We start from the raw sequence: 13,526 nt of genomic DNA, 5'->3' as shown, positions 1-13,526 counted from the left end.
GCCTCCGCGACGAGGAAGCGGCCGGCCGTCCGAGCTGTTCGTCATGATCATCGCACACCGTCCGCACGGCCGGGATCACCGGTCTCGAGCGGCGTTGTGTGCCCGATTCCCGGGGGTGTCGGGTCTCCGGCGGGGTTCCGAAAAAAAATTTCCTAGCAAAACGAAGGGTCTCGAGGACCTGCCGAGACCGTCGAGCGATGTGGTGCGTGCACAAACCTGTACCCGATTCCGCGCGACACGAAACTTCCGGCCGGAAGTGAAACGTGTTGTCGAGCAAGGTAACTCGCCGAGCGTCACGCCGTTCGTCTCGCGGACTGCGGTCCGGTTCGAGGGAGCCGATTCCAGCTGGAAGTTGCTGAAAAGTAGCTATTTTCGGGCTGAAGTGCGGCTCCAGGTTTTAGAGGAGGCGCTTGCTTGAAAAGTGGACGCTTGATATGTTGCCTCGGTCACTAACCGGTACCGGCCGTGACCGATAACTCTCAGACGTGATTCCGGCGCCTGAGAGGCGATTGAACACGCTCACAAAAGGAGATTCATCGATGGGTTCGATGGGCGACTTGCTTACCGCGTTGATTCCGGCCCTGGGTTCCGCAGTCGCGGGTGACGGGCTCTGGGCAACCTTCCTCGGATCGCTCGGAAACATCGTCAAGTAATTCGACGCAACCGCTCGTATTCATCGGGTTGCGCGCGGTAACTCGATGCACGGATATGTAGGAGAAAGATATGGGATCGCTCATCGATATTCTGGGAATGGGCACACAGAGCGCCGGTTCGGTCGGAACCACCATCGTGAATGCGCTCATCACCCTCAGCGGTGGCACCCCGGCCGCCGGAAAATAATCCAGTTGTCGATTGTGGGGGCTCACTCGGACCGGGTGCGCCCCCACAGTGGTGTGTAGAGGTGGTAGTGGTGTCGAGCGGTAAGAGGACCGGCGTGGTACGCGTGATCGCCTGTCTGGGGGCATATCTCGGGGCGGCCGCCCTGCTGTGGACGTCGGTCGCGCCGACCGTCTTGGCCGCGCCGGCGGCGCACATCGTCAGCGAAACCGCAGGTCCTGGACGTGTCCTTCAGATCAGTGTCTACTCGCCGTCGATGGATCGCGCCATCGCGCTGCAGGTGTTGCGCGCGAAGGACACCGATACCCCGGCGCCCACGCTGTATCTGCTCAACGGCGCCGGCGGCGGCGAGGACGCCGCGACCTGGCTGGCGCAGACCGACGCCGCGGACTTCTTCGCCGACAAGCACGTCAACGTGGTGATCCCGATGGAGGGCGCGTTCAGCTACTACACCGACTGGCAACGCGACGACCCCGGCCTGGCGAAGAAGTTGAACAACAACGGCCGGAACAGGTGGGCCACCTTCCTCACCGAAGAGCTTCCGCCCGTGGTCGATTCGGCCTTCGGCGCCACCGGCGTCAACGCGCTGGCCGGCATCTCGATGGCCGGGACCTCGGTGCTGGATCTGGCGATCGAGGCGCCCGCGCTCTATCGGAGCGTCTCCGCGTACAGCGGTTGCGCGATGACCAGCGACCCGATCGGCCAGTCGTTCGTCAGCCTGGTAATCAGCCTGGGCAAGGGCGATGCGACGAATATGTGGGGGCCGGTCGGGGGTGAGGGCTGGAAGGCGCACGACCCGTATCTGCACGCCGACCGGCTGCCGCGAATCCCGATGTACATCTCCAGCGCCAGCGGACTTCCCGGCCGGCACGACAGCCTCGCCGACCCGAGTGTGCGGGCGAACACCGGGGTATTGGCGAATCAGGTGCTGCTCGGCGGCGGTATCGAATCGGCGGCGAATTACTGCACGGCCAAACTCGCCGAGCGCACCCGGGAACTCGGACGCACGGACATCACCTACAACTTCCACCCGGCCGGGACCCACTCGTGGGGTTATTGGCAGGACGACCTGCACAAATCATGGCCGATGATGGCGGCGGCGATCGGCGCGGACTGATCCGATCCGCGCGCCGCCGGGCGGCCGATCACCCCCCGGTTGTGAGATGTTCACTCAGCTCGCGGAACGAGCGCAGCAGCAGTTCGCCGTAGCGCGCCGGATCCGGGAGCATGCCCGCGTCGGAGCTGACCGCGATCACCACCTGATCTCCCTGGGAGGTGATCAGATGCCGCAGCCCGTCGCCGTCCATGATCGGAAGGACACCGAAGACGCTGATCACCGGTGCGCCGAGGAATTCCAGACGGTCCGCGACCGGCGGCACATTGCTGACGGTGGTGTTGGACAGCGGCACCGTGTCGGCGTCGTCGAAATCTCGCTGTGCGCGAGCCCATCCGGCCAGCCGCAGCAGCCAGGCGGGTGAGGTCTGCATACGGCTCTCGCGGGCGATCACCGCCGGGTCGGCCCAGCGCTGCTTCTCGTCCCGGGTCGATTGCCGGATCGCGCGCAGGCGTTCCAGCGGATCGGCGAGGTCCGTATGCAGGTCCACCGACATCTGGCACAGCTGATTCGCCGAATTCCACTGGGCGAGCCCGCGCATCGAGATCGGCACCATCGCGCTCAGGGATTCGGGCGGGGTTTCGCCGTGTTCGCCGAGATAGGCCGAGAGTGCGCCCGAGACGACGGCCAGCAGCAGGTCGTTGACCGTAATGCGTTCCGCGACCGCCGCTTTCGCCGCCCTGACCTGCGTGAGTGGCAGGGTGACGAGATCGAAGACGGGCCTCGCGCCGATGCGGCGATTGAACCGCGTGGCGGGACGCAGCGGAATCGGTTCGCGGAGCAGGTTATCCGCGACCGCGGCCCGGACCGTGCGTGCCGCCGCCCGCGTACGGGCCACGCCGGAGACGAAACGGGCGAACCGATACGGCGTGACGGCGGCGGCGCGCAGCAGTGCGGCGCGCTGCGACCAGCGGTGATCGATTGTGGGGAGTGGCGGATGGGTGTCCGCCGCGCCGAACAGTCTCATCTCGAGTGCGCGGGTGGCCACACCGTCGCCGACGCTGTGATGAAACTTCAGCACCACGATCCTCACCGGCTCGGTGGTCCCGGGAAAACCGTGTACGCGGTCGAAGAGGTGCAGCTCCCACGGCGGTCGGGTGAGATCCATACGGGCCGCGGCGATTTCGGCCAGGCGCTCCCGCACCTGCGCCCAGGGCCACGACGCGCGTTCCTCGATCGTCACGTGACGATCGATGTCGACGCTCGGGTCGGGGACCCAGTACGGCAGGTCGACGTCGCCCGGTGCGTGTTCCAGCCGGCGATGGAACAGCGGTGCGTAACCGAGCCGCTCCCGCATCCATGCCCGCACCTCTGTCCGGCTCACCGTCCGGCCTTCGGATCCGGTCGCGTCCGCCGCGCCGGCGAAAACGTAGGCCGCGACGATATTCGATGGATGCCGCTCGAACTCGTCGTAGACGAATACCGCATCGCGCGGACTCAGTTGTTCGACGGTGACGTGGAGACCGCTGCCCGCGTCGCGGATCGTTTTCGTCGTCATGATTACTCCTGGCCGGACATTGTGCGGACGGAGAGAATTCGTCCGCACAATTCTTTCTGCGGCGGAGTCTACAGTCGCGGCCGCTGATACCGCGGTGGCGGCGGGAAATCCGGTGCGGAAATTCGCGACGGCCGAACAATGCGAAACTCCTCTCGCGAAGAATGCGGGAAACCCCAATGAGCGCGTGGATGGTGGGTGGTCTGAGCGGTCACTCCGGGCGGCCACGACCAACTATCGATTCCATGCAGTGATAGCTGTTGTGTATTAATTCGGCTCGGCAGTGTTATGGCCGATACGTTCCCCGCATGATTGCCGGAAGCGCCCTCGATGCAGATCCGTAGCCAAGATCGTGCGTGAATGGCAAGGAGTACCTCCCACTGCTGGGAGCGGCTTCCGGTTGTGCACCCGGGCAAGTGCTGGCATCGTCTTCCCCGCGGGACAGCAGCGGGCGTGAGGGATGTGATGAGTTCTGAATCCAACCGGCCGCCCGGGCACGCGCCGCAACCGTTCGGGCCGCCGGTGGGCTCCGCCGAGTGGTATTCGCCGCCCCGTCCGCCGCAGCCACCGCCGCTGCGGGATTCCCGCCCCGCGGCCTCGCCGCCGCGAATCGTCCGGCGCCCACCGGAGTCGCCGGAATGGGCGATCGATCCCGATGCCATCCAGCTCGCACTGGGTCCGGCGACGCGTCCGCCGCGCCGGCCTCGTGGCCGCAAATGGTGGATCGCCGCGTCGGCCGCCGTCGTCGTGCTCGCCCTCGCCGGTGCCGGAATCGCCCTGACGGTCACGGCGACGCGGAAGGAGCCGGGCACCGCCGCCGCGGTCGCTACCTCGACGACCCCCGCTCCGGCCGGCTCCACCGCAACCAGCGCCCCGGCCCCGGGGCCGCGGACTCCGGCATGTCCGGCCGAGGCGCACGACGGCATCGTGGTGGGCAACGGCGCCGGTGGCATCACCGACGGGCCGAATTCGATTCTGGGATTCGAATATTCGTACTACACCGAGCGCAGCGGCGAGCGCGCCCAGGCGTTCGTCGCCCCGGATACCGTCAACGTCGCCCCCGCGGAGGGGTTGCAGCAGGCGATCGACACCGTGATCCCGGTCGGGACCACGTACTGCGTCCACATCACCACGCGCGAGCCCGATCTGTTCGATGTGGATATCGAGGAGTATCGGCCCGACGGCGGCCATACGACCTACCGGCAATCCGTGCGCACGGTCGTCCGCGACGGCCGCACCCTGCTCTACGAGATCCGCGGCCGCTAGCGACGATCCGGCGGGGCTGTACCGATGCCGCGGACGCCGGTACGCTGCGAGATGCCGCGCCCGTGAGAGGATGTGCCATGGATACTCGCATTGTTTCGCGACAGTGCACTCTGTGTGAGGCGCACTGTGGAATCCGGGTCACCGTCGAGGGTGACCGCGTCGTCCGGATCGAGGGTAACCCCGACGATGTGCTGTCCGAGGGATATATCTGCCCGAAGGCCACCGCGATGGGTGCCCTGCACCACGACCCGGACCGGCTCCGCACGCCGGTGCGCCGAGTCGGGGATCGGTTCGAGCCGATCGGCTGGGACGAGGCTTTCCGGGAGATCGGGCAGCGGCTGCGCGCGATCCGCTCCGAATACGGTCCGAGCGCGATCGGCATGTATCTGGGAAACCCTGCGGCACACAGTTCTTCGGTGCTCTACGGCGTACTGCTGCGGGTGGCGCTGCTGACCCGCAACTTCTTCTCCGCCTCGTCGATCGATCAGTTCCCGCAGGAGTTCGCGGCCTGGCGGATGTTCGGATCCAATGTCCTGATGCCGGTCGCCGATATCGACCGCACCGACCGGCTGGTGATCCTGGGCGCGAATCCGGCCGTGTCGAACGGGTCGGTGACCACCATGCCGAACGCCAAGCAGCGCATCAAGCGGGTGCGTGAGCGCGGCGGCACCGTCGTGGTGATCGATCCGCGCCGCACCGAGACCGCGCGACTGGCCGATCGGCACATCGCGGTCGTTCCCGGTGGGGACGTGTATCTGCTGCTGGCCGTGCTCCACGTGCTGATCGACGAGAAGTTGTGCGACGAGCGGGCCGTGCGCGCGCGTTGTTCGGGCTGGGACGAACTGCGCGAGACCGTCGCGCAGTGCACTCCCGAACTGGCTGCCCCGCATGCGGGTGTCGACGCCGAGACCATTCGCGGTTTCGCCCGCGACCATGCCGCGGCGCGCTCGGCCGTGCTCTACGCGCGGATCGGCGTATGTCAGCAGGTGACCGGCACGCTCACGCACTGGCTGGTGAACACGATCAACGCGGTGACCGGCAATCTGGACCGGGCGGGTGGGCAGATGTTCGCGACCGCGCCGGTCGACGCCGCCCGATACGCCAAATACCTGCCGATGGGGCACGGGGCGTGGACCGATCGGTCGGGCCGCTACAAGTCCTTCCGTTCCGAACTGCCGGTGGCGGCGCTGGCCGACGAGATCCTCACCGAGGGCCGCGGGCAGATCCGGGCGATGGTCACCTATGCCGGCAATCCGGTGCTGTCGACACCACAGCGGGGACGCCTGGACGCGGCGCTGGAATCTCTGGATTTCTTTGTGGCCGTGGACATGTACGTCACCGAGACCACCCGGCACGCCGACATCATCCTGCCGCCGGTGTCCCAGCTCGAGCGCGAGGACGTCAATCTGCTGTTCCCGGTGTTCAGCGTGCGCAACAACCTGCGCTACGACGCCAGGGTCTTCGAGCCGCCGGCCGACGGCCTCGAGGACTGGCAGATCCTGGCGCGGCTGGTCACCGAGGTGGTGCCGCTGCCCGCGCGACGCCTCACCGGCAGGGCGCTCAACGCGGTCTTCGAACGACTCTCGCCTATGCGGCTGGCCGCCTTGGGCATCGCGGCCGGTCCGTACGGCGTGCTGCGCCGCGGCCGTGCGGGCCTCACCATCACCAAGCTGCGCGCCTGCGCGGGCGGGATCGATCTCGGACCGCTGCGCCCGCGCCTGCGCACGCTGATCGGCACTCGCGACCGCAAGGTCCGGCTGGCGCCGCCGGAATTCCGTGCCGAGGTGGCGAAACTGCTCGCCGATCTGCCGGCCGCACCGCGCACCGCAGCCGGCGGATTCGATCTGCGCCTGATCGGACGACGCCACCTGCGCAGCAACAACTCCTGGTTGCACAACGTCCCGGCCATGGTGAAGGGCCGCGATCGCTGCACCGTCCTCATGCACCCGGCCGACGCCGGCGCGCGCGGGCTGGCCGACGGCGAACCGGTCACGGTCTCCTCGCCGACCGGTTCGATCGTGGTGACTCTCGAGGTCGGCGACGATATCCGCCCCGGCACGGTCGCGATCCCGCACGGCTGGGGCCACCGCGAACCCGGCGTGGGCTGGCGGGTCGCCGCCTCGCTCCCGGGCGCCAACGTCAACCTCCTCCACGACCCGGCGCTGGTCGATCCGCTGTCCGGGACCGCCGCGGTCAACAACACCTGGGTCAAGGTGAGCGCTACCGCGTAATATGCTCGGGCACAAAGCGATTCGCGGGTGACCTATCGCCGGGGCTGTAGGGCGACTGTTCGAGGGGCGCGCCGGCCGCGGAGGTCCGGAGGCGCAGGCGCGGTGCGATAGGTTCGCACGAACGACAGACGATAGGGACGGGCGTGAAAGATCCGCACGATCATCCGGGGTTACCGACGCCGGCCCCCCATGGCGCGACCGCCGTCACCGCGGCCGTCACCGCGCTGGTCTTCGGTCCACTCGCCGGATTCGGCGGAATCATGTGGGTTCTCTACACGGTCGTCGCGATCGAGGATCACGCCCGCGAATATCCGGACACCGGCGGGAACACAGACCTGGTCGTCATGGGGATCGTCGCCGTCGGCATCGGGCTGGCATGGTGCGTCGGCGGGTTCCTTCTGCTGGCGTACCTGAAGACGGGTCGTTTCCTGTTGATCGTCGCTTCGGGCGCGGCACTGATCGCGAGCGTTGCGCAACTCCTCAACCGAGGTTTCTCCTTCCTGTTCGTTCCGATCGTCGTGAGCCTGCTGATTCTCGTGCTGTGCGCGGTCCCGGCAACCGGTCGCTGGATCGTGGCGGATGAACCAGGGCCGAATCCGCTTGCCGATGATCGAGACCGGGACTGAATCGGACGCTGTCGCTACGGATGTGGTTGGCTGTACCGTCAGCGGATACGGGCCGATCGACCGGAAGGGTGTCATGGCTGAGGAAGTGCTCGCGGAGATGGTGTCGACCGTCTTCCAGATCGTCGCGCAGGAGGGTGCGGCGGTGCATGAAGGTGACACCCTGGTCCTGCTGGAATCGATGAAGATGGAGATTCCGGTGGTGGCCGAGTCGGACGGAACCGTGGCCTCGATCAATGTGAAGCCCGGCGACGTCCTGCAGAAGGGTGATCTGATCGCCGTCATCTCGTAGCTTCCGCCGCGACACGACTTCGGCTCGCGGGCGCGTGCCGTAGCCTTTGTTCCCGTGTCCACTCTTAGTGATCTGCTCGCCGAACACACCGATCTCCCCGGTGCGGCGGTAGATCATCTGCAGCGCGTGGTGGGGGATTGGCAGCTGCTGGCCGATCTGTCGTTCGCCGATCTGCAGCTGTGGGTCGGCATCGGCCCGGTCACCGACGGGGCCGACGTGGTGTGCGTCGCCCAGTGCCGGCCCACGACCGCCCCGACCGTGCAGCCCGACGATCTGGTGGGGTCGCTGGCCTCGCGCCAGGAGCATCCGCAGATCTTCCAGGCCCTGAGCTCGGGGGAGATCGTGCGCGTGGAGGGCGACGGCGAATCCACCGGCGTCTACCATCCCACCCCCGCGCGGGTCATCCGCGAGGGTATTCCGGTGCGCTGCGGCACCGACGTCATCGCCGTGCTCGGCCGCGACACCGACATGCAGCGGTCGAAGGTCCGCGGCAGTCTCGAACACGCCTATATGAGCTGCGCCGACGATCTGTGTCAGATGATCGCCGACGGCACCTTCCCCACGCTGGAGGATCGCACCGGCTCCCATTCCAGCCCGCGCGCGGGGGACGGCTTCATCCGCCTCGACACCGCCGGCCTGGTCGTCTACGCCAGCCCGAACGCGTTGTCGGCGTATCACCGCATGGGCCTGCAGAGCGAACTGGCCGGACAGGATCTGGCCCAGTCGACCCGCTCGCTGATCACCGATCCGTTCGACGCGCAGGAAGTCGTCAGCGACATCCAGGCCGCATTGGCCGGCAAATCGGGCCGGCGGATGGAGGTGGAGGCGCGCGGCGCGACGGTGCTGCTGCGCACGTTGGTGCTACGCCCGCACGGTGAACTGGCGGGGGCCGCGGTCCTGGTCCGCGACGTCACCGAGGTCAAGCGCCGCGACCGGGCGCTGCTGTCCAAGGACGCCACCATCCGCGAGATCCATCATCGGGTGAAGAACAACCTGCAGACCGTCGCCGCGCTGCTGCGCCTGCAGGCGCGCCGCACCGAGAACGAGGAGGCCCGGGTGGCGCTCACCGAATCGGTGCGCCGCGTCACCTCCATCGCCTCCGTGCACGAGATGCTGTCGATGTCGGTGGACGAGGAGGTCGACCTCGACGAGGTGGTGGACCGCCTGCTGCCGATCATGGCCGATGTGGCGACCGTGCACACCGCGCGCATCAAGGTCCGCCGCGACGGTTCGCTGGGGGTTTTCTCGGCCGAACGCGCGACGCCGTTGGTGATGGTGCTGACCGAATTGGTGCAGAACGCGATCGAGCATGCCTTCGACGCAGGCGAAAATGGAACTGTCACAATACGTTCCGAGCGTTCGGCGCGCTGGCTGGATGTCATCATCAGCGACGACGGGCGCGGATTGCCGGAGGGATTCAGCCTGGACGGTTCCGATCGGCTGGGATTGCAGATCGTGCGCACTCTGGTCACCGCGGAACTCGGGGGCTCGATCGGTTTGCATCCGGGCGCCGATATCGGCACCGACGCGGTGCTGCGGGTACCGCTGGGTCGCCGCAACTCGCGCTGAAAGCGCCTCGCGCAAGCACCGCCACTCGCGGAAATCGGATAAGTCCGAATCGCCGTCCAATGGTTATGCGAAATAGGGCGGGAAAACAATCCGGCATCAAAAACAGTGAAGCCCGGCACCTTTCCGGTGCCGGGCCGAAATGCGTTACCGGTCGCGGCTGTGCGGTGTACTACGGGCCGGTAACGCCGCGCGTCTCAGACGACGCTGCGAGTGCGGGTTCGGGCGTTGCGCCGCTTCAGCGCCCGGCGCTCGTCTTCGCTCATGCCACCCCACACGCCGGCATCCTGTCCGGAGGACAGGGCCCAGGACAGGCAGTCGGCGGTCACGGGGCAGCGGGCGCAGACCAGCTTGGCATCGGCAATCTGCGCGAGCGCCGGACCACTGTTACCCACCGGGAAGAACAGCTCGGGGTCCTCGTCGCGACAGATGGCCTTGTGGCGCCAGTCCATTCCTCTGCTCCTTTGCATGGGCGCCGCAAGGCGCCGCTGGTTTGTGGTCCGTTCACTTGTGCGTCTCGAATGTTTCCGCACGGTTGCTTGTGAATGCTTTCACGAACACCGTAGATGTCAATAGCCTTCGGGTGCACCGTGGGGAAGCTCACGCTCTAAAGCCCTGAAAAGCCGGGCCTGCGGAGTCCTTTGTACTCGCTTGTGCTGGTTTCCGCAGCACAACTGCGATGTTTCTCAGTTGTGTCGGCCGGATACCGGCTTGGGAGCGACCACTTCGAGCACCTCCGGCACCGAGGTGAAATCCACCACGTTGCGGCGGCCGATGAAGTCGCCATCGATTTGCAGACCGACCTCGTCGTCGGCCTCGATTCGCACCGAAGATACATCGTCGACGCGAAATAAATTGCGGGCCTTCGGATCTCCGTCGGAAGCCAGGAGTTGCCTGGCAACCGACAGTGTCGGCAATACCCCCATCGTGCGCATCGCAAACACACCCAGTCCGCGTTCGAACGTCGTCCCGGGGTTGGTGCGCACCGGGGTGCTGTCGAGATACGTCCACGGACTGGTGTTCGTCACGAAGGCGTAATGCACGCCCGGCACCGGTTCGTGTCCGGGCACACGTACGGTGATCGCCGGCTCGCGCCGCTTGGCCCGGAAGAATTGCCGGACCGTGGTGCGCAGATACCGGGCCGGGGTCGCGGCGTGGCCCGCGGCGCGACTGCGATCGATCGCCTCGCACACGTCGGCGTCCAGCCCGACGCCCGCGCTGAACGCGCACCAGCGGCCGTCGGCGACCATCAGGCCGATCCGGCGGTCGCCGGCATGCGCGTCGTCGTGGTCGAGCGAGAGCAGGTCGATGAGCTGGTTGGTCGCGGCCACCGGATCCGCCTCGATACCCAGCGAGCGCGCGAACACGTTCGCCGAACCGCCGGGGATCACACCCAGTCGCGGGATCCAGGTGCCCGATCGTCGCGCGGCGGCCGACTCCGCGGCACCGGCCGGGTCCGGTCCGGACATGCCCTGTTCCGGCAGGGGGAGGAAGCCGTTGACGGTCTCGTTGACCGTGCCGTCGCCGCCGTGCACCACGATCAGGTCCATCTCGGCATCGGTCGCCCACTGCGCCAATTCGGCGGCGTGCCCGCGATGCTGGGTATGGGCCACGATGAGCTGGGTGCGGCTCTCCAGCGCGTGGGCGAGCAGATCCCTTGTGGCCGGAGTGGTCGAGGTGGCATTCGGATTCACGATCAACAGCGTCCGCACCCTGAGCAGCCTACTGAGCGATCGCCACCGGATCGCGCCGTGGAGGCGACCACGCGTGCGAGGCCCGGTTCGCGCGGTTCTACGCTGGGCGGGTGGCGAAGCAGAACGCGGACAGTGAGAGCACCGGCGGCACCACCGGCGGCGCGGCCGACCCGACTCCCGGCACGGTGCGCGGCGCGGGTGCGCTGGCCACGCTCGAGGGGCTGATCGGGGTGATCATCGCGATCGTGCTCGTGGTGCAGGGCATCACGTCGGCGGACACCTCCGCGAAATCGGCCTACGGCACCGCCGCCTGGTTCGTCATCCTGGCCGGCGCGGTGCTGGCCGCCGGTATCGGCCTGCTGCGCGGGAAGCGCTGGGGCCGGGCCATCGTGGTGATCGCACAGGTCCTGCTGCTGCCCGCCGCGTGGTACATGCTCAGCTCACATCGGTTCGAACTGGGCGTCCCGGTCGGGCTGGTCGCCCTCGTCACCCTCGGCCTGATCTTCTCGCCGCCGTCGGTGCGCTGGATGGCCCAGGCCTACGACGCCGCGGACTGACGCCACATCGGCCACAGCAGCGGTCCGCCCCCGGTGGCGTCGAGTTCGCCGCGCAGATCGAAGCCGTAGCGCTCGTAATAGGCGATATTGGCGAACTTGCTGGATTCCAGGTAGGCGGGCGCGCCGGTTTCGTCACAGTGCGCCAGCCGCGGCGCCAGCAGGGCGTGGCCGTAGCCCTTACCGCGGACCGCGGGATCGGTGCCGACGATGGCGAGGTACCAGTGCGGTTCGTGCGGATGCGCCTTGCTCATCCGATCCGACATCCGCCCGGCGGCGAGCAGTCGCGACCGGAACGCACGCGCCAATGCCGGCAGCATCCGCAGCTGGTCGGCGTCCGAGGAATTCCACCGCCCGGGCGGCGACCAGACCGCGCCCCCGACGATCCGGCCCGATTCGTCGAAAGCCGCGTCGACCGCCCCGTGCGCCAGGTACAGATGCCGGATCAGCGTGCCGAACATGGTCGCCGCGCGGGCGGGCCGGGTGCGGTCGGCCGGTATGCACCACCGCATGATCGGATCGTCGTCGAACGCCAGACCCAGCACCCGGGCCAGCTCCGGCACTTCCGATTCCGTCACGGGACGAACGGTGGCCTCCATCAGCCCACCCTATCGGTCGAGCTCGGCCAGGCGGCGGTCGAGAAATTCACGCTCGGCGGCGTTCTCGGTCAGCAGCAGGGCCTCGGAGTAGGCGAGCCGCGCCTCGTCGAACCGCCCGAGTTCGGTCAGGAAGTGCGCGCGTGCGGCGGGGAGGTAGCTGTACCCGGCCAGCTGCGGTTCGGTGGCGAGTGCGTCGAGCGCGGCAAACCCCGCGGCGGGATCGCCGGCCATCCCGATCGCGACGGCTCGATTGAGCGCGACCACCGGCGAGGGCCAGATCCGGCTCAGCACGTCGTAGAGCCCGCGGATCTCCTGCCAGTCCGTGGCGTCGTAGCTGGGCGCCTCGGCGTGCACTGCGGCGATCGCGGCCTGCAGCGCGTAGCGTCCCGGCCGCCGTTCCAGCGCGAAACGCACCAGCGCGATGCCCTGGGTGATCTCCTCCCGATCCCAGCGCGCGCGGTCCTGATCGGCCAGCGCGACCATGGCGCCCTCGGGGGTCACCCGCGCCGCGCGGCGGGCGTCGGTGAGCAGCAGGAGAGCCAGCAGGCCGGCGATCTCCGGGTCCTCGGGCAGCAGACCGTGCAGCATCCGCGCCAGATCGAGGGCACGTTCGGTGAGATCGCGCCGGATGAGGTCGTCGCCCGACGGTGCGGTGTGCCCGGTGGTGAACAGCAGATGCACCACCGCCAGCACGGCCTCGATGCGCTCGGGCAGTTCCGCGGGGCCCGGCACCCGGTAGGGGATCCGGGCGGCCGCGATCTTCTTCTTGGCGCGGGTGATCCGCGCGGCCATCGTCGGCTCGGCCACCAGGAAGGCCCGCGCGACCTCGGCCGTGGTGAGTCCGCAGACCAGACGCAGGGTCAGCGCGACCTGGGTCTGCGGGGCCAGTGCCGGATGGCAGCAGGTGCAGATCAGTCGCAGACGGTCGTCGGGAAATTGCGGGTCGTACGGGTCGATCGCATCGAAATCTGTTGTCGTGGTGGTCTTTTCGTCCGCGATCAGCAGCGGCAACGCCCGTCGCGCGGTGGACCGGCGGCGCAGCAGATCCAGTGCGCGGTTGCGCGCCACCGTGGTCAGCCAGGCAGCGGGCCGGGACGGAATTCCGTCCGCGGCCCATCGCACCAATGCCTGGGCGTACGCGTCCTGAACGCATTCCTCGGCGAGCTCGAGGTCGTGGGTCACCCGCGCGGTCGCCGCCAGCACGAACGCCCACTCCCGGCGATGCGCGTCGGCCACCGCAGCGACGACCCGGTCG

12 protein-coding genes are annotated in these 13,526 nt (G+C 67.9%); 7 read left to right on the top strand and 5 right to left on the bottom strand.

From position 1 onward, the window contains the following. Nucleotides 1-910: 910 nt before the first annotated feature. A complete protein-coding gene (locus NA3_RS11570; protein WP_372464246.1) occupies nucleotides 911-1,954 on the top strand; it encodes an alpha/beta hydrolase in 1,044 nt (347 codons plus the stop codon). A gap of 28 nt (nucleotides 1,955-1,982) precedes the next feature. On the opposite strand, the gene NA3_RS11565 is transcribed toward NA3_RS11570, so the two are convergent. Further along, nucleotides 1,983-3,449 (bottom strand): wax ester/triacylglycerol synthase family O-acyltransferase, encoded by a 1,467-nt coding sequence (locus NA3_RS11565; RefSeq protein ID WP_062963492.1) that lies wholly within the window; start codon nucleotides 3,447-3,449, stop codon nucleotides 1,983-1,985. Between the two features lie 462 nt (nucleotides 3,450-3,911). On the opposite strand from NA3_RS11565, the gene NA3_RS11560 reads away from it, so the two are divergent. From NA3_RS11560 to NA3_RS11540, 5 genes are all read left to right on the top strand, one after another. Then, the gene (locus tag NA3_RS11560; RefSeq protein ID WP_128145106.1) at nucleotides 3,912-4,712 is read left to right on the top strand and encodes a DUF8176 domain-containing protein; all 801 of its coding nucleotides are present in this window, start codon (nucleotides 3,912-3,914) and stop codon (nucleotides 4,710-4,712) included. Nucleotides 4,713-4,789: 77 nt separating this feature from the next. Further along, nucleotides 4,790-6,943, top strand: coding sequence for a molybdopterin oxidoreductase family protein (locus NA3_RS11555; protein ID WP_062963490.1), 2,154 nt, complete (start codon nucleotides 4,790-4,792; stop codon nucleotides 6,941-6,943). A gap of 143 nt (nucleotides 6,944-7,086) precedes the next feature. Beyond that, nucleotides 7,087-7,569 (top strand): hypothetical protein, encoded by a 483-nt coding sequence (locus NA3_RS11550; RefSeq protein ID WP_062963489.1) that lies wholly within the window; start codon nucleotides 7,087-7,089, stop codon nucleotides 7,567-7,569. A gap of 73 nt (nucleotides 7,570-7,642) precedes the next feature. After that, nucleotides 7,643-7,858 (top strand): biotin/lipoyl-binding carrier protein, encoded by a 216-nt coding sequence (locus tag NA3_RS11545; protein ID WP_062963647.1) that lies wholly within the window; start codon nucleotides 7,643-7,645, stop codon nucleotides 7,856-7,858. 54 nt (nucleotides 7,859-7,912) lie between these two features. Beyond that, complete coding sequence (locus tag NA3_RS11540) at nucleotides 7,913-9,427, top strand: sensor histidine kinase (RefSeq protein WP_062963488.1); 1,515 nt, start codon at nucleotides 7,913-7,915, stop codon at nucleotides 9,425-9,427. Between the two features lie 194 nt (nucleotides 9,428-9,621). Here NA3_RS11540 and NA3_RS11535 read toward each other — a convergent pair whose 3' ends face one another. Continuing rightward, nucleotides 9,622-9,876, bottom strand: a complete 255-nt coding sequence (locus NA3_RS11535) for a WhiB family transcriptional regulator (protein WP_030516005.1) — start codon at nucleotides 9,874-9,876, stop codon at nucleotides 9,622-9,624. A gap of 234 nt (nucleotides 9,877-10,110) precedes the next feature. Next, entirely contained in the window at nucleotides 10,111-11,136 is a 1,026-nt protein-coding gene (locus NA3_RS11530; protein WP_062963487.1) for a diacylglycerol/lipid kinase family protein, read from the bottom strand. 92 nt (nucleotides 11,137-11,228) lie between these two features. Between NA3_RS11530 and NA3_RS11525 the strand changes: the two genes are divergently transcribed. Further along, nucleotides 11,229-11,675: a hypothetical protein gene (locus tag NA3_RS11525; RefSeq protein WP_372464245.1), complete on the top strand. Its 447-nt coding sequence runs from the start codon at nucleotides 11,229-11,231 to the stop codon at nucleotides 11,673-11,675. Here NA3_RS11525 and NA3_RS11520 read toward each other — a convergent pair. Beyond that, nucleotides 11,657-12,250 carry a GNAT family N-acetyltransferase gene (locus tag NA3_RS11520; RefSeq protein WP_227995357.1) on the bottom strand — a complete coding sequence of 198 codons (594 nt, stop codon included), beginning with the start codon at nucleotides 12,248-12,250 and terminating at the stop codon, nucleotides 11,657-11,659. The genes NA3_RS11525 and NA3_RS11520 overlap by 19 nt on opposite strands. 30 nt (nucleotides 12,251-12,280) lie before the next feature. Continuing rightward, nucleotides 12,281-13,507, bottom strand: a complete 1,227-nt coding sequence (locus NA3_RS11515; RefSeq protein ID WP_062963646.1) for an RNA polymerase sigma factor — start codon at nucleotides 13,505-13,507, stop codon at nucleotides 12,281-12,283. Nucleotides 13,508-13,526: the final 19 nt, after the last annotated feature.

Origin of the sequence: Nocardia africana NBRC 100379, from assembly GCF_001612635.1 — a bacterium.
Lineage (GTDB): Bacteria > Actinomycetota > Actinomycetes > Mycobacteriales > Mycobacteriaceae > Nocardia > Nocardia africana.
Note: the sequence above shows the minus strand (reverse complement) of the source record. Positions and strands in the feature narration are given on the sequence as shown.